At 60.0% G+C, this 16,574-nt stretch carries 10 protein-coding genes; 4 read left to right on the top strand and 6 right to left on the bottom strand.

Features of this window, described 5'->3' with window-relative positions:
* Window positions 1–86: 86 nt before the first annotated feature.
* The 5 genes from ACXAD0_RS18265 to ACXAD0_RS18245 form a co-directional block, all read right to left on the bottom strand.
* On the bottom strand, window positions 87–386 hold the full coding sequence (locus ACXAD0_RS18265; RefSeq protein WP_475090222.1) for an ArsR/SmtB family transcription factor: 300 nt from the start codon (window positions 384–386) through the stop codon (window positions 87–89).
* 201 nt (window positions 387–587) lie between these two features.
* Window positions 588–1,433, bottom strand: a complete 846-nt coding sequence (locus tag ACXAD0_RS18260; protein ID WP_475090220.1) for a universal stress protein — start codon at window positions 1,431–1,433, stop codon at window positions 588–590.
* Window positions 1,434–1,665: 232 nt separating this feature from the next.
* Window positions 1,666–3,612 carry an alpha-amylase family protein gene (locus ACXAD0_RS18255; RefSeq protein WP_475090218.1) on the bottom strand — a complete coding sequence of 649 codons (1,947 nt, stop codon included), beginning with the start codon at window positions 3,610–3,612 and terminating at the stop codon, window positions 1,666–1,668.
* Between the two features lie 50 nt (window positions 3,613–3,662).
* Window positions 3,663–6,128: a glycoside hydrolase family 31 protein gene (locus ACXAD0_RS18250; RefSeq protein ID WP_475090216.1), complete on the bottom strand. Its 2,466-nt coding sequence runs from the start codon at window positions 6,126–6,128 to the stop codon at window positions 3,663–3,665.
* 123 nt (window positions 6,129–6,251) lie between these two features.
* Entirely contained in the window at window positions 6,252–8,123 is a 1,872-nt protein-coding gene (locus ACXAD0_RS18245) for a glycoside hydrolase family 13 protein (RefSeq protein ID WP_475090214.1), read from the bottom strand.
* Between the two features lie 321 nt (window positions 8,124–8,444).
* Between ACXAD0_RS18245 and ACXAD0_RS18240 the strand changes: the two genes are divergently transcribed.
* From ACXAD0_RS18240 to ACXAD0_RS18225, 4 genes are all read left to right on the top strand, one after another.
* Window positions 8,445–11,375, top strand: coding sequence for an alpha-amylase family glycosyl hydrolase (locus ACXAD0_RS18240; protein WP_475090212.1), 2,931 nt, complete (start codon window positions 8,445–8,447; stop codon window positions 11,373–11,375).
* Window positions 11,376–11,549: 174 nt separating this feature from the next.
* Window positions 11,550–13,052: an MFS transporter gene (locus tag ACXAD0_RS18235; protein ID WP_475090210.1), complete on the top strand. Its 1,503-nt coding sequence runs from the start codon at window positions 11,550–11,552 to the stop codon at window positions 13,050–13,052.
* A gap of 153 nt (window positions 13,053–13,205) precedes the next feature.
* A complete protein-coding gene (locus ACXAD0_RS18230; protein ID WP_475090208.1) occupies window positions 13,206–14,636 on the top strand; it encodes an alanine/glycine:cation symporter family protein in 1,431 nt (476 codons plus the stop codon).
* Window positions 14,637–14,667: 31 nt separating this feature from the next.
* Window positions 14,668–15,570 (top strand): aldo/keto reductase, encoded by a 903-nt coding sequence (locus tag ACXAD0_RS18225; protein ID WP_475090207.1) that lies wholly within the window; start codon window positions 14,668–14,670, stop codon window positions 15,568–15,570.
* 46 nt (window positions 15,571–15,616) lie between these two features.
* On the opposite strand, the gene ACXAD0_RS18220 is transcribed toward ACXAD0_RS18225, so the two are convergent.
* Window positions 15,617–16,564 carry a hypothetical protein gene (locus ACXAD0_RS18220; RefSeq protein WP_475090206.1) on the bottom strand — a complete coding sequence of 316 codons (948 nt, stop codon included), beginning with the start codon at window positions 16,562–16,564 and terminating at the stop codon, window positions 15,617–15,619.
* Window positions 16,565–16,574: the final 10 nt, after the last annotated feature.

Raw genomic sequence — 16,574 nt, 5'->3', positions numbered from 1 at the left:
TGGACGAATCTGGCAACAAACTAAATTTCCAGAAAAGTCGAAATATAATGTCAAAAAAATACCGCGCAATGTTTGCGTCGTGCGGTTTAGCGGCAGCAGTCCTGCTCAACGCAGCATTCTTCCATCAGGTAGTTCACCAGCTGCGACAGCGCGGGGAAGCAGGCTTCACAGCGCAGTACCCGGCCCTCGCGCTCCTGCACCATCAGGCCGGCATTGACCAGACGGCTGATATGGTGCGACAGGGTCGAGCCGGGGATATCCAGCGCCTGCTGAATATCGCTGACCGCCAGCCCGTCGGGGCCGGCCTTGACCAGCTGGCGGTAGATGGCCAGCCGGGTGGTGTGACCCAGCTCGGCCAGTTTTTTCGCGGCATCTTGGTGTTCCATGAAGGCACCTTAGCCCAGCCTGCACATTCTGTAAACGATATTTCTAGATATTTCGAAATAAAGAGTGAATGACTGGTTTTGCGACCGGCGAATTCAAGGAGGGGATGTGGCGTGGGGGGGTGACGGCTATAGCTATAGACGACAGGGCACCAATAAAAACGGGGGCTATTGCCCCCGTTTTCGCGATACTCGGTAACTGTCTCAGTCCGCCTGGGTGTTGGTGAACTCGTTACACACCATCACGTCAACTTCCAGGTCACCAATCACGCGCTCTGCAGTGTTACCGCGCAGCAGGGAACCCGTAACACCCATCTGGTTGAGGGTACCCATTACCACCAGGTCTGCGTCCAGTTCTTTGGCGACCGCCGCCACTACATCGTTGGTGTAGCCCTGCTTTACGTGGATCTGGTGCGTCGGTACACCGGTTTTGTCGGCCAGCTTGGCCAGCGCACCGCGGTCCGGGTACAGCATGGAGTCCAGGTAGGCGTTGACCAGATGCAGCTCGGCATCGTAGTGGCCGGCAATGTAGCGCGCGCGCTCACTGATCTGGCGATTCAGCTGGCGATGTGCCTTGGTCTGGGCCTGGTAGTTGACGGTTGCCAGTACCACTTTGCGCCGCGCCTTGGCGCCCGGGCGAATCAGAACCACCGGACACTTGGCCTGCTTCAGTACCTGCCACTTGGATTCGGCGAAGGTAAAGCGGCGGCTGGTTTTGGCGTGCACCGGCAGGTAGATCATTTCTGCGTTGCAGCGCTTGGACTCCTGGATAATTGCATCCTGCCAGTCACTGGACCAGCACACGGTAATTTCACATTCGAGGCCGGCAGCAGCGATGGGTTCGCGGATCTGCTCGCGGAACCAGGATTCGTCGCGGAACAGGTGATCGTTCACCGCACGGGTATCCACGGCCTCGCCGTCTACGGCCACGAAGACCGCCAGGCGGGGTTTCGGGTCGCGCAGTTGTGAAGTGGCCAGGGCGCGCTCGAGCGCGACGTGCTGCTCGTCGTTAGGGTCGACGACGACGAAAATCGTGGTTTGCTGCTGCATGGGTTCTCCTCCGGTGCCAACGCTGATAGGACCGATTCTAAGGGGCCGTGTCTCGAAAGTTATGAATGAATGCCTCACGACCCGATGGTCGATTCTACCGCACTTTGTGTGCATTTCGCACGGGCGACAGGCATTGGGATGGTAAAAATGTGACGACGAAAGAGCGTATCGGAAAGGTGTGGCAGGGGGATGTCAGCGGCCCCGAAAAATGGGGCCGCTGGAAATGGGCGTATTACCGGTTGCCCAGCTTGAGGATGTGACCGCTCATGGGGGCGAGCTCCAGTTCTGCGCTGGCAGATCCGTCGCGCACCTTGAGGGTTGCGGTTACCGCACTGTCGAGTAGGTCAGACAGCGGGTAGTCGCCCTCGGACAGCTGCCAGTGCTCCACCAGCTCTGCGGGCAACAGCAGAGTGGTGTTGGCGTCGCCGCGGGAGAAGTTCGCCAGTACCAGCAGTTTTTCCGCGTCGTCCCAGCGAGCGAAGGCAAACTGGCTACCTGTGTAGGCGGGGCTGTTGGCCCGGTTGTACTCGTGCAGGTCACCGTAGTTGCCGCGCAGGGCGGGGCTGCTGGTGCTGATCTGGTTCAGGGTCTTGTAGAACGCACGCAACTCGCGCTGCGCATCGGTCAGCTGGCCGCCGTCGAATGCCGGCTTGCCATCGGCGCCTTTGTTGATCCACTGACGCACACTGGGTACGGACCAGTAATCAAAAATCGTGGTGCGACTGGCCTTACCAAAACCGGCATCTTTCGCACCGGGCTCGCCCAGCTCCTGTCCGAAGTACACCAGTGTTGGTGCCGCGGAGATCGCCGCAGAAACGATCATCGCGGGGCGGCCCATTGCGGCATTGCCGGCAAACTCAGGGCTGGCGATACGCTGCTCATCGTGGTTTTCCATAAAGCGCAGCATGTTCGGCGCGATGCCCTCCAGGCTCTCCTGGATTTCTACCAGGGCGTCCGCGCTGGCCTTGCCTTCCATCACCGCACGAATTGCGTCGTAGGTACCGACCTTGTCGTACAGGTAGTCCATCTTGCCCTTGAAGATGTAATCGCGGTAACGCTCGGGGGTGTAGATCTCGGCGAGCAGCAAGGTCTCCGGAGCGCGCATCTTGATCGCGGAATTCAGGTAGCTCCAGAACTCCACCGGTACCATGCCGGACATGTCATAGCGGAAACCGTCCACGCCCTGATCGAGCCAGTAGTAGGCGATATCGCGGAACTTGATCCAGGAATCCGGCACGTCCTTGTCTGACCAGAAGGCCGCGTGTGCACGATAGTCTTTCTGCGCGTAGTCATCGGGCAGTGCCGGGAAATCATGGCTGCCGTCCGGACGGACGCCGAAATTGATTTTGACGGTTTCATACCAGTCGTTGACATCCGGCTGCGCGGCGCGGGCACCGTTGCCGGTCCACTTGGCCGGGCTCTCGGCGAACTGTCCGTCAACCAGCGGGTGGGCTTCGCCATTTAATGGCTGATAGTCACCGCCCTCGGGCACCTTGAAGTCTTCGCCAATTACGTAATAGAAATTGTTGTCACGCGCATAAGTCACGGACGTATCGTCGTCAGCGCCAAAGTCGCGTACGCCCTCCGGCTTGTGTACCGACTGGTAAGCGCGGGCCACGTGGTTGGGAACAATATCGATCACCACTTTCAGACCGGCATCATGGCTGCGTTGGATCAGGTCACGAAACTCGTCCAGGCGCGCAGCCGGGTCATCGGCCAGGTCTGGGTTGACGCTGTAGTAGTCCTTGATGGCATAAGGGGAGCCGGCGCGTCCCTTGACCACATCCGGGTCGTCATCGCTGATACCGAATTCCTTATAGTCACGCACTACCGCGTGGTGCAGCGCACCGGTGTACCAGATATGGGTCGCGCCGAAGTCGCGAATCGCGGCAAGGGCTTCCGGGGTAAAGTCGCTGAACTTACCCACGCCATTTTCTTCGAGGGTGCCCCACGGCTTGTTGGTGTCGTTAGTGTTGCCGAACAGGCGGGTCATCACCTGGTAAATCACCGGCTTGTCGGTAATGGGCTGGGGTGCGACGGTGGCCATGGTTTCGACCGTGGCATCGGCCGCCGGTGTCACCGCCGGGTTATTGTTGGCTTCGGTATCGGTGGTATCACTGCCACAGCCGGCCATTGTGGCGAAGACAGTGGTGGCGATCAGTTTTTTCAAATGCTTCATAATTCCAGATTCTAATTGCGTTTGAATTTGGGTTTTGTGCGTAGTCGGTTTCAGTTGTTGACGGCAATCTTCAGAGGCGCCTGGCCCCAGTTCAATTTCACATGCAGCTGCTGGCTACGCTTGTCGAACCAGGCACCTGTAGCGGCCTGTTCGAACGCGCGCTCTTTGCTGATCAGTGCCAGTGGCTGTCCGTCGATCAGCACCTGCGCCGGTGCCTGGGTCCAGTTGTGGATGTTCAACTGCAAGGCGCGCTCGGTGGGCTCACCATCGTAGCCACCACCCTGCTGGCTCAGATCAAAGGTAATGCCTTTGTCACTGCGTTTTGCGTTGAAATGCAGGGTCCGATAGCGGTCGCGACCAAAGGCGTCGACGGTTTTACCATCGTCTTCGTAGACGTAGCCACTAGACGCCGGTGCGCTCTCGTGTGCGTAGTAATCGAGGGTCAGGTTCGCACTGGTGTAGTCGCGCGTCGCGGCAATGTCGTCGATGCTCGGGATGAAGGCGCCTGCGCGGACCAGTACCGGAATGGTTTCCAGGTCCACTTTCACCGTGGTCTGCTCGCCAGAGTGTTGCTCCTCGTTCCAGTAGTCGAACCAGACACCACCGGGCAGTTTCATCTCGACACTTCTGATGCCGGCACTGGTCACCGGTGCCACCAGGAAGTCGTTACCCCACAGGTAGGCGTCCTTGTAATCCATCAGTGCCGGGTTGCTTTCATCTTCGAAAAACAGGGGGCGCATCAGCGGCTGGCCGCGCTGGCTGTTTTCGAACGCGAGTGTGTAGTTATACGGCAGCAGGCGATAGCGCAGCTTGACGTACTCACGGGTGATGTCGCGGGTCTTGCGATCGTGGAACACCGGCTCGGAAGCAATGTGGTCCTGCGCGTGCGGACGGTATACGGGCTGGAAAACACCATACTGCAACCAGCGGATGTACAGCTCGCGGTCAAACTCTTCACCACCGGCAAAGCCGCCCAGGTCGGAGTGGATGTAGCCAAAGCCCAGCAGGCCCATCGACAGCGCCAGTTCCACCTGGGGTTGCAGGCCGCCCCACTCGCGGGACACATCACCGGTCCAGGGGATCATGCCGTAGCGTTGTGAACCGGGGAATCCGGCGCGCATCATGATAAACGGGCGGCGCTCGGGGTACTGTGCGGTTTGCTTCTCAAACAAAAGCTGTGCCCAGCGATGGCCATAGGCATTGTGGATTTCATCGGCCATGCCCACCGCGTGAACGGTATCGGACGGATGAACTTCCGGCTCACCCAGGTCACCCCACCAGCCGCCAACACCCTGCTGCAGCAGTTCGTCGTAAATACCCCAGAACCAGTCGCCAGCAGGTTTGGAAAAGACGTCGACCAGACCGGTATTGCCGAAATAAAAATCGAAACGCTTGGGGTCACCGGCGAGGTTTTTGGCCAGTGCGTTATTGGCAACGGCCTCATCCCAGCGCTCGGAGCTCGAGAGGATAAAGGGCTCGGTAATCAGGATGGTCTGAATGCCGCGCTCTTTCAGGTCCGCCATCATTTTGACCGGTTCGGGGAAGGTATTGCGGTCCCAGTCGAGGTTGCCCATGTGGCCCTTGATATCCGGGCCAAACCAGTAGAGGTCGAGCACGACTGCGTCGAGAGGGAAATCCTCCTCGGCAAACTTGTCGACCGTGGAACGTACTTCGGCTTCGCTGCGATAGCCGAAGCGCGAGGCAAAATTGCCCAGCGCCCAGCGCGGTGGCAATGGCTGGGTGCCGGTGACGGCGGTGTAATTTTCGATGAGCTGCGGATAGTTGTCGCCAGCGACGACAATATAGGAGGTGCGCCCGGCGACGGCCTCGAATTGCAGGATATCTTCATTGGTGGCACCGAGATCCAGCGTGCCTGTGGCGCTGTTATCGAACAGCAGGATGTATTTGTTGCTCGACATGACTGCCGGCAGGCTGAAATACATTTGCTCAGATTCAGTGGTGTAACCGTAGTGCGCGCGGTTATACAGCGGCAGGCGCTTGCCGCGGCGGTCCATGCCCAGTACACGCTCGCCACCACCCAGCAGTTTTTCTTCCGGGGCCAGATTAAAGCGGAAACCGCGCATGGTTTCGGTGGCAAAGAAGCCGGCCTCTTCCTGCAGCAGTGGTTTGCCGTCATGCAGGTAGGCAATGGAGAAGGGCGATTTATTGATGACGGCCGTCAGGTCGCCACTGGAGTAACGCAGCTCGTCGCTGGACTCCTGCAGCTGTCCTTCGGACTTCGCGTCGCTGGCAATGGCATAAGAGGGCAGCTGCTTGAGGTTGGGTCTCTGGTAGTGCACTTCGAGCGCCGCGTCGCCGCGCGGTGTGAGTGTCACTTCGGCATCACTCAGCTGCACGACGAGCGCATTGTCCTGCAGCTGGTGGCCGACGTAGTCGCGGGCGATCGCATCGGACATGCACAGCGCAGCGGTCAGCGCGGCGGTGACGGTGCGGGTAATGGCTCCGGCGGTTTTTCTGGCGCTGGTACGTTTGCGCAACAAATTACTCTGGGTCATCACTTACTCATTTTTCTGCGCCCCACTGTCGGGGGCGTTGGGTCTGTGTTCTTGCGGGCTTTTGGCCCTGGCCTCCACCGCGCACCGATGTATGGAGCGCAGCGGATTGCTGTTGGGTTTCGTTCAGTCGCTGAGTTCCAGCACCAGCACGCCGCGCGCCGGTATTTGCAGGTCGTCGAGCTGGTAGCGTTCGCCGGTCACGATATCGGTGCCGTGGGTGAAATCGCCGGTGGCCTCGGCAAAGTGCGCGGGCGGCAGCGCAAATGCTTCTTCGGCCTTGTTCATTGCGACCATCACGGATTTTTCGTCGTTATAGCGGAAGTACACATAGGTGTTTTCCAGTGGGGCGAAGTGCTTGACTTTGCCGGTGTGCAATGCCGGGTTGTCGCGGCGATAGTTGAACAGGGCTTTGACAAACTCCTGTGCCTGACGCTGTGCTGCGGGCAGGTTCTTGCCGTTGAAGGCGTTGACCTTGTCGCCGTTCCAGCCACCGGGGAAATCACTGCGCACAATACCATCGTCCCGGTGTCGCGGGCTTTCCATCAGGACTTCGTCGCCATAGAAAAACTGCGGGATACCGCGCATGGTCGCCACGTAGGCAATCGCCATGCGATACAGGTCGAGGTCGTCGTTCAGCTGGCTGAACAAGCGGCTGGTGTCGTGGTTGCCACCAAAAATCACCAGGCGCTGTGGGGTCGGGTACTGGAAGTCGTTGGCGAGGCCTTCATAGAGCGTGATCAGGCCACTGTCCCAGCTGTCGGCCCCGGTCAGACCTTCGCGCAGTGCGTAATGCAGTGGGAAATCCATCATGCTTTTCACACGGCCGCCGGTAGCGATGGCGTTTTCGTCACGCTGCCAGTGGGCGACCAGCGCGGCATTGCGGGTCCATTCTTCGCCGACGATGCTGAAGTTCGGATATTCCTTTTGGATGCGTGCAGCCCACTGCTGCAGGAAATCCTCGTCGGAGTATGCATAGGTGTCTGCACGAATGCCGCTGAGGCCTGCGTACTCAATCCACCACAGGGTGTTCTGGATCAGGTAGTTGGCCAGCAGTGGCTGCTCCTGATTCAGGTCGGGCATGGTGTCGACAAACCAGCCCTGCACGAAGCTCTGTTTGTCGATGTCGCTGGCGTTGGGGTCAACCGGCGTAAAACGGCTGTGGTTGGTGAGCATGTACTCACCGCGTTCGATGCCGTCGCCATTGAGCCAGTCCGCATCGGGCAGATCCTGCATCCACCAGTGGCCGCTGCCGATGTGATTGAGGACGACATCCTGGATTACACCGATACCTTTCTGGTCGGCCGCTTTCACAAACAGGCGGAAGTCTTCGTTGCTGCCGAAGCGCGCATCAATCGCGTAGTGGTCGGTCGCGGAATAGCCATGGTACGAGTAGGCCGGCTGGTTGTTTTCCAGCAGGGGGTTAGGCCATACCGCGGTGAAACCCATGTCGGCGATGTAGTCGAGGTGTTGCTGCATGCCGGCGATATCGCCCCCGTGTCGGCCGCCAGGTGCGCTGCGATCGGGGCCCTCCGCCAGTCCGTTCACCTGATCGTTACTGGTGTCGCCGTTGGCGAAGCGATCCGGGGTAATCAGGTAGATGGCATCGCTGCTATCGAAACCGGCGCGTTCGGCGGAGCCGGGCTGGCGCGCCTTGAGGGTGTAGGAGAATTCTGCCCTGGTGACTTCGCCATCGCGGAGGCTGACAAGCAGGTCGCCCGGGCGGGTATCGGCGGAGATCTTGAGGTTGACGAACAGGTAGTTGGGATTGTCCGTGGTCTCGGTGCCCAGCACGGTCACGCCGGGATAGCGCACGGACGGGGTGAGTCCGGCCAGGTTGTCTCCGTGCAGCATCAGCTGCAGATCCGGTTCCTGCATGCCAACCCACCAGAACGGGGGCTCTACCCGTTGCGGCTGCTCGGGTGTTGTTTCCATGCTCTGGGCGGCGAGTGCCCCCGGACAGGCCAGTGCGGCCAGTAATATCCACAGCGGTTTCATTCGTTATTGTCCTTTCTCTCATCAACGTCAGGCGCGGAGCGGGGTCTTTGCCTGTTACTCCTCATCACCCGACATTTTGCGCAATGGCAACACATTTTGACTCCCCCTCCGAGCGGGGGGAGGTTTGGCGTCAAATTCCTCCACCACCCCCCGGGGGAGGATGTGGGCCGGGCTGCCCATCCATACCGTTGCAGTATGCCGGAGCGAGTGGTCTGTGGTCCGGCGGCAATACCAAGGGAGCGGCGTTCTCCCGGGTCATGCAGTGCGGTATCGCTGACCCCGCGGGGGTGCCAAAAAAATAATGAAGCGATGAGAACCAACATGAACAGACTCATACTATTTGCGGGGCTGATGATCGTCAGCCTCGCTGCGCAGGCCGAATGGTTCCTGCGCGGAACCCACAACAACTGGCAGGCCGATCAAATGCAGGATGTCGGCAGCAATACCATGCTGGCGTCCGGCGTGGTGTTCACTTCTGCCGGCCAATTCAAGTTTGACCGCTGGGGTGACTGGAGTGAGAACTACGGTACCAACCAGCAGCAGAACGGCCCGGATATCAGCGTTGCAGCCGGTACCTGGGATATCGAGTTCTACACCGATACCAAGGATTACAGCATCCAGCCCGCCGGTGCTCCGGATGCGGATAACGATGGTGTGCCCGACAGCCAGGATCAGTGCCCCAATACCGCCGCCGGCGTGCAGGTTGATGCTAACGGCTGTGAGGTGATCGTGAGCCTGCAGCTGCATCTGCGCGGCACCCACAACGGCTGGGTTGCGGGCGATCTGCTGGGTGACATTGGTGGTGGCCTCTACAGCGCCTGTCGCAACTTTGCCAATGGCGATGGAAGCGGCGGTCCGCGCTTCAAGATTGACCCGAATGGTGGTTGGGGCGGCGACGAATTCCCGGCTGCCGACGTGTCCGCCAGTGGCTGGACCGAGGTTGTGGTCAACGGCACTAGCCTGAGCATTGTCAGTGTGACTTCGGATATGGCCGCCGATTGTGGCAGCACGCCACTGGATACGGACGGTGACGGTGTGCCGGATTCCTCGGACCAGTGCCCGAACACCCCGGCCGGTGCTGAGGTGGATGCAAACGGTTGTGAAGTCATTGCGGATAGCGATGGCGATGGCGTAGCCGATACTGTCGATCAGTGCCCGAACACGCCGGCCGGAGCGGAAGTGGACGCGAATGGCTGTGAAGTCGTGGTGGACACCGATGGCGATGGCGTGCCCGATGCGGACGACTTGTGCCCGAATACCCCTGCGGGCGCCACGGTAGACAGCAATGGCTGTGAAGTGGTGCCGGGCCTCGAGCTGCACCTGCGCGGCACCCATAACGGCTGGGTCGCTGGTGACCTGCTGACCCGGGTTGCGGGTACGAACAATTACGAAGCCTGCCGCAACTTTGACAGCGGCGATGGCAACGGCGGGCCGCGCTTCAAGGTGGACCCGGACGGTGCCTGGGGTGGTGATGAGTTCCCGACTGCTGACCAGGCGGCCAGTGGCTGGACCCATATCCTGGTAGACGGTGACAGCAGCGCGCTGATCAGTGTCACGACCGACCTGGGTGCAAACTGTGGTGCGGCGCCGGTCGACAGCGATGGCGATGGTGTGGCGGATGGCAGTGACCTCTGCCCGAACACGCCGGCCGGTGCCACTGTGGATGCCGATGGCTGTGAGGTGGTTACGCCACCGCTGAGCGATTTCCGTAACCGCAGCATGTACTTTGTGTTTGTGGACCGCTTCCACAATGGTGATACCAGCAATGACGGTGGCAACAACCCCGCCGGCACTTCCGCCAGCAAACAGGCCGGCGGCCTGTCCGAGTGGAAAAAGTACTGGGGTGGTGATATCCAGGGCCTGATCGACAAGCTGGATTACCTGCAGAACCTCGGCATTACTGCCATCTGGGTAACCCCGCTAAACGACAATATCGACAACACCGGCAGCGATGGTGCTTACCACGGTTACTGGGGTCGCGACTTCTACGAAGTGGATGAGCACCTGGGTGACTGGGCGCTGGTCGATCAGCTGGATGCCGAGATGGAAGCCCGCGGCATGAAGCTGGTGCTGGATATTGCCCTGAACCATTCCAACCAAGACGACCAGTATGAGTTCGGTTCCCTCTATAAAGAAGGCACCTTCATCACCGACTTCCTGCAGGACGACGGTACCTGGTACCACCGCAATGGCGCCATCGCCGACTGTGGCGACAGTGACCCGAGCACCCAGTGCTTCGGCGAGTGGGACGACCCCTGGGCCTACACCAACAAGACGTTGTTCAACCTCACCGACTTTAATCACGGTGTCAGCAGCAACAGCGTTGCCGACCAGTACCTGATCGATGCCGCCATCAAGTGGATGCAGCACGGTGTAGATGCCTTCCGTATCGACGCGATCAAGCATATCGAGCCGAGCTTTATCAAGCGCTTCAATGATGCGGTGCGTGCGGTTGATCCGGATGTGTACATCTTCGGTGAATGGTACGGTGCGGGCGCTAACGACCCGGTATCCATGGCGTTCCTGAACTCTGACAACGGCAAATCTGAGTTGTTGGACTTCAATCTGCGCGATGAGATTGAAGCGGCGATCGCCGGTGACAGCACCATGACCGAACTCAATACCCATATTGAGTCCCGTTCTGCCGCGATGGGCGGCAATGGGCGCGAAAGCTGGCAGCCGATCTTCCTCGACAACCACGACGCTACCCGTACCAGTGTGTTCCTGCAGACCTCCGGTGCTGTGGATAACGGCCGCACCGGTAAGGGCTTTAGCAAGGCGCTGGCGGATGCCCGCCAGAACCTGGGTATGGCACTGGTGATGACCCTGCCGGGTATCCCCACTATCTATTACGGTAGTGAGCAGAACTCCACCTGGTTCGATCCAAATGGTGACGGCCAGATCGGTCACGATCCGTATAACCGTGAAGCCATGCCGTCGTTCGGTGAAACCAGCGATGCGTTCCTGATGATCAAGGCACTGGCGGAACTGCGTGCGCAGAGCCCGGCTCTGGCGTCGGGCAGCTATAACGAGCGCTGGGTAAATGGCGACATTCTGGTGTTCGAGCGTACCTCGGGCTCGGATAGCGTGATGGTCGCGGTGAATCGCGGTGGCAGCACCTCGATCAATGTCAGTAACCTGGGACTGGCTGACGGCCAATACAGCAGCCTGACCAGTGGTGACGTGGTGAATGTGAGCGACGGTTCCGCAGTGCTGAACCTGGACGCTAACGAAGTCATCGTGCTGCACTGACAGTACCTTCGATAGGGTGACCGGTTAGATTCTTGCCGGTTGCCCGCCCTGGCTGCGCGTTCGCGCGGCCTTTAGCCCTCTCACCCCCCTACGGGGAGGAGGGCTCCCCCCACTGCCCCTGTCACAATCGGACCATAACCACAATTCCGACGAACAGATTCAGCGGTGACAGACATGTCCAATTCCGTTTCGCCGACAGCGGCGCAACCCAAACTCCCCTTCTGGCAGGTGTGGAATGTCAGCCTCGGTTTCCTCGGGGTGCAGTTTGGCTTTGCCCTGCAGAATGCCAATGCCAGCCGTATCCTCTCGGACCTGGGTGCCGACCTGCACGCGCTTTCCCTGTTCTGGATTGTTGCCCCGTTGATGGGCCTGATTGTGCAGCCTATTGTTGGCTCCGCGTCTGACCGGACCTGGAGCCGCTTTGGTCGTCGCAATCCCTATATCCTGTTCGGTGCCATTGCGGCGGCCCTCGGTATGGCATTTATGCCGAATGCGGGCCTGGTGGTCGCCTTTATCGCACCGATGATTTTCGGCGGCATCATGCTGGCGATGATGGATGCGGCATTCAATGTGACCATGCAGCCGTTCCGTGCACTGGTGTCCGACATGGTGCCCTCCGAGCAGCGCACGCTGGGCTATTCCATCCAGTCTCTGCTGATCAACATTGGCGCCGTGTTCGGTTCCATGCTGCCGTTTATCCTGACCAATGTGATTGGCCTGGAAAATACCGCCGACAAGGGCGAGGTGGCTCCGTCAGTCATCTGGGCTTTCTATATTGGTGCCACCGTACTGTTGGGTACGGTGCTGTGGACCGTATTCCGCACCAAGGAGTATGCGCCGGAGCAGTACAACGCCTACAAGGGTATCGACAGTGAAGAGCTGGCGCGCGAGCAGGCTGAGCGCAAGTCTCTGGGGCAGCGCCTGAAGGGCTTCTTCCAGCTGCTGTTCAGCATGCCGAAGACCATGCGCCAGCTGGCACTGGTGCAGTTTTTCTCCTGGTTTGCCCTGTTCATCATGTGGGTGTATACCACCCCGGCGATTACCCAGCACGTGTGGGGTGTCGAAGCCAAATGGTTTGACCCGCACTATCTCGAGTCAGTCGGTGAGATCCCGGCGCATATCGCCGCGGCCAAAGGTGCTGCCGGTGACTGGGTGGGCATTATCTTCGCCGCCTATTCCCTGTTTGCTGCGCTGTTCTCCATCGCGCTGACCCGTATCGCTTCCACCATCGGCCGCAAGGCAACCTATAGCCTGTCGCTGCTGCTGGGTGGCCTGGGCTATATGAGCTTCCTGCTGTTCCAGGGCGGCGAGGCGACTCAGGTCAATCTGCTGATTACCGAAGTGACCGTGCCCAGTGGTGCGCTCGGCCTGTTGATCCCGATGATCGGTGTGGGCATTGCCTGGGCTGCGATTCTGGCGATGCCTTACGCGATTCTGTCCGACACTTTGCCGGCCAGTAAGACCGGCGTCTATATGGGTATCTTCAACTTCACTATCGCGGCGCCGCAGATTGTCTCTGCGCTGGTAGCGGGCCAGATCCTCAGCAAGGTATTCGACAATCAGGCGATCTACATCATCGTACTGGCGGGTGTTTGCATGGTGCTGGGGGCGATTTCAGTGTTCTTTGTGCGCGAGCAGGCCGCAGAGCAGGATGAACTGGCTCCGGCAACCTGCTAATTGCCCGATACTGTAACGTTTGAGTGCAGTCGCTGAGTACAAACGGCTGCGCTCACGCAGGCCCGAGGCTGCCCCGGCTTTTGACAAGCCGGGGCAGCACTTTCTAGACTGGCCGATCGACGTAGTTCCCTGTCTTTCGAGCACAAGATTCCCATGCCTTTCTCTGAACTCCTGAATTCCATCGATGCCGGCCTGGCCGCGTTTGCCAATTTTGTCTGGGGTACCCCGCTGCTGGTACTGCTGGTGGGCGGCGGCCTGTTCCTGCTGGTGTCTTCCCGCGGGCGGCCCTATCTGCATCTGGGGCACAGCATCGCGCTGTTGCGCGGTAAGTACGACGATCCCAATGATCCGGGGCAGGTGCCGCATCGGCAGGCGCTGTCCACGGCCCTGTCCGGTACGCTTGGGCTGGGCAATGTGGCCGGGGTCGCGATCGCCATTAGTGTGGGCGGGCCCGGCGCGATTTTCTGGATGTGGGTCACTGCGCTGGTGGGGGTGGCCACCAAGTTTTACACCGCCACGCTGGCGGTGATGTACCGCGGGCGCGATGCGGAGGGGGAGCTGCAGGGCGGTCCCATGTACGTGATTCGCGAGGCGCTTGGCCGTCGCTGGATGCCACTGGCCTATCTGTTCGCGGTGGCGGGATTGTGCGGCATGTTGCCGGTATTCCAGTCCAACCAGACCGTGCAGTTGCTGCGGGACTCCTTCGCGGTGCCGATGGGCGTTGTGGGTGAGGGCGGTTCGCTGTGGTTCGATTTCGCCGTGGGCCTGGTGCTGGCGGTCGCTGCCACCGTGGTGATAGCCGGGCGTATCCAGCGTATCGGCCGTTTCGCCGAGCGCGTGGTGCCGGGCATGGTGTTGTTCTACCTGGCGTTGACCCTGTTTGTGATCGCGAGCCAGTGGCAACAGGTGCCGGCGGCTCTCGGACTTATTATTACGGATGCTTTCTCCGGCCAGGCGGTTGCGGGCGGAGCGCTGGGGGCGGTGATCGCTACCGGGATCAGCCGCGGGGCATTTTCCAATGAGGCGGGTATTGGTACCGAGTCGCTTGCCCACGGTGCTGCCAAAACCCAGGAGCCGGTCCGTGAGGGTGTGGTGGCGATGCTGGGTCCGGTAATCGATACGCTGGTCGTGTGTACCTGTACCGCATTGGTGATTCTGCTCACCGGGGTTTGGCAGGACGCCGGGGGTATCGAGGGCATTACCATGACCGCCAATGCGTTCTCGCAGGTGTTCGGGGTGTGGGGCCCGGTATTGCTGTTGCTGATGGTACTGCCGCTGGCATTCTCAACCATGGTGACCTTCTGGTATTACGGCTCCAAGTGCTTTGTGTTCCTGTTTGGGAGCCGTTTCCAGAACTGGTATACCGCGGCCTACATCGCGCTGATCGTGATTGGCGCGGTGGCGTCGCTGAATGCTGTTAACAGCATCATCATTGGCATGTACGCGGTAATGGCGATTCCCACTATGACCTCGACCCTGCTGCTGGCAGGAAAAGTGAATCGTGCTGCCCGGACGTATTTCTCCGCCCTGCAGCGGCAGAAGGCGGAAGCGGCAGACAAATTGGCCGGGGGCGAGCGCGCCTGATCCGGCAGATAGGCAACTGAAAGGATGATGTATGCAACGGGTTAAGTCTGCACTCGACAACCAATTCTCCCTGTCGCGCCTGGCCTGGGGCCTGTGGCGCCTGGACAGCTGGGATATGACCCCGCAGGAATGCCTGACACTCTCCGAGCAGGTGTTGGAGCTGGGGATTACCACGTTTGATCACGCGGATATCTACGGTGACTATCAGTGTGAGGCGCTGTTTGGTGAGGCGCTGGCCCTGGATCCCGGGTTCCGCGACAAAATCGAGCTGGTGTCCAAGTGTGGTATCAAACTGACCGGTAGTGGTAATGACTTTGCCATCAATCACTACGACAGCAGTGCCGCCCATGTGCGCAAGTCGGTGGAGTCGAGCCTGCAGAAGCTGCGCACTGACTACCTGGATTTGCTGTTGCTGCACCGTCCGGATCCGTTGATGGATGCGGATGAAATGGCGGCGACGCTGCAGGGATTGGTTGATGCGGGCAAGGTGCGGGCCGTAGGGGTCTCCAATTTCCTGCCGCACCAATACGCATTGCTGCAGTCGCGCCTGTCCGTACCTTTGGTCGTCAACCAGATTGAAGTGTCGCCATTGCACAATGCACCGCTGTTTGATGGCCAGCTGGACTTCTGCCAGCGCGAGCGGGTCGTGCCGATGGCATGGTCACCATTTGGTGGCGGCAGCCTGTTTACCGGTGGCGGCGAGACAGCATTGCGTGTGCGTGGCTGTCTCGAAACACTGGGGCAAAAGTATGATGCTGAGGCAGACCAGTTGGTGCTGGCCTGGCTGTTGCGCCATCCGAGCCAGATCGTCCCGGTGCTGGGGAGCGGTAATATTTCCCGGCTCGCTTCCGCCGCTGGCGCGCTGCAATTAGAGCTGGAGCTGGAAGACTGGTTTGTGCTGTTGAGGGCGGCGCGAGGGCGGGACGTCGACTGATGTTCTGTCGGCGCAGGCGGTGCTTTCAGGGTGCGGCGGCTAAAGATTAGCCTCCGCACGCATTCTCCGGAACCAGCTGGTAGTCTTGCTGCTCCAGATCAAACTCCTCAAGCGGTGCCAACTTGGCTGGAACGCGGTAGTTGCGCAATGCGCTGCCGTCACGCCAGTCCAGAATGTTCAAATCGGCGCCCTCGACTCCATGCAGCAGCGTGTTGGCCTGGGTGGCTGCCACGCTGATCAGGGTCCGGTAAGCCATGGACTCGCCCAGCTGCAGGAAGCGGAAGTCCCCGTCTGCATGTTCGATGCGCAGCCACGCGGGGCCAGTGCTGGCCTGTGGTGTACCGAGAACGAGCGGGCCCTGGTTGTCCTGCAGCAGCGGGGTCAGTGGGTGCGTTTTGGTTGGCTCCTCGGTGCCGACCCATACCCAGCCCGGCAGGCCGATGCGGCACAGATGCCATTCACTGAGCCATACCGTCTGTTCGCTGTCGATGCGGAACTCGCCGTAATCCCGTTCTCCAGCGGCGGTTTTACCCTGGCCGAAATTCAGCTCTGCAGAGGGGTTTGCCTGGCGAAAGCTCTGTAGCTGCTGTGTCATCTCGTAGCTGACTTGCCAGTGACGCTCCAGCCGCCACTGGATGGGGTAGTTGCCCCATTCGACAATGTATTCCTCGCTTTCGCGGATGGTCTCCGCTACACGCCAGAAGGACCCCTCGATCAGAATGCAGTTCTCGCCCTGTTGACCGTCGCTGGTTTCCAGTGGTGCCGGTGCGGCATTGACGGTGTGGCGACCGCGCCCCTCAATGATTTCGTACCAGGGGTAGCCGTGGCGCAGGGGCGGCGGGAAGGCCAGCGGTGGCCTGCCAGCGAGGAGACGGCGGAACAAAACCGACTTCTCGATTTCGCCGTCCGTGAGCGTGTATCCCTCTTCCTGGCTGATCTGGCCCCAGGCAAACGCCGCGCGGATTAATTGTTTTTCTCTGTCGGAAAAATTCATAGTTATTGGA

This window comes from Microbulbifer sp. ABF4_148 (assembly GCF_056158985.1).
This window is presented reverse-complemented; position numbering and strand designations above follow the sequence as displayed.

What these genes read in the sequence shown, in the direction of transcription:
- ACXAD0_RS18260 (WP_475090220.1), bottom strand. Translation starts at nt 1,433, where the DNA reads ATGCAGCAGCAAACCACGATTTTCGTCGTCGTCGACCCTAACGACGAG.
- ACXAD0_RS18240 (WP_475090212.1), top strand. Translation starts at nt 8,445, where the DNA reads ATGAACAGACTCATACTATTTGCGGGGCTGATGATCGTCAGCCTCGCT.
- ACXAD0_RS18225 (WP_475090207.1), top strand. Translation starts at nt 14,668, where the DNA reads ATGCAACGGGTTAAGTCTGCACTCGACAACCAATTCTCCCTGTCGCGC.
- ACXAD0_RS18265 (WP_475090222.1), bottom strand. Translation starts at nt 386, where the DNA reads ATGGAACACCAAGATGCCGCGAAAAAACTGGCCGAGCTGGGTCACACC.
- ACXAD0_RS18220 (WP_475090206.1), bottom strand. Translation starts at nt 16,564, where the DNA reads ATGAATTTTTCCGACAGAGAAAAACAATTAATCCGCGCGGCGTTTGCC.
- ACXAD0_RS18245 (WP_475090214.1), bottom strand. Translation starts at nt 8,123, where the DNA reads ATGAAACCGCTGTGGATATTACTGGCCGCACTGGCCTGTCCGGGGGCA.
- ACXAD0_RS18255 (WP_475090218.1), bottom strand. Translation starts at nt 3,612, where the DNA reads ATGAAGCATTTGAAAAAACTGATCGCCACCACTGTCTTCGCCACAATG.
- ACXAD0_RS18235 (WP_475090210.1), top strand. Translation starts at nt 11,550, where the DNA reads ATGTCCAATTCCGTTTCGCCGACAGCGGCGCAACCCAAACTCCCCTTC.
- ACXAD0_RS18250 (WP_475090216.1), bottom strand. Translation starts at nt 6,128, where the DNA reads ATGACCCAGAGTAATTTGTTGCGCAAACGTACCAGCGCCAGAAAAACC.
- ACXAD0_RS18230 (WP_475090208.1), top strand. Translation starts at nt 13,206, where the DNA reads ATGCCTTTCTCTGAACTCCTGAATTCCATCGATGCCGGCCTGGCCGCG.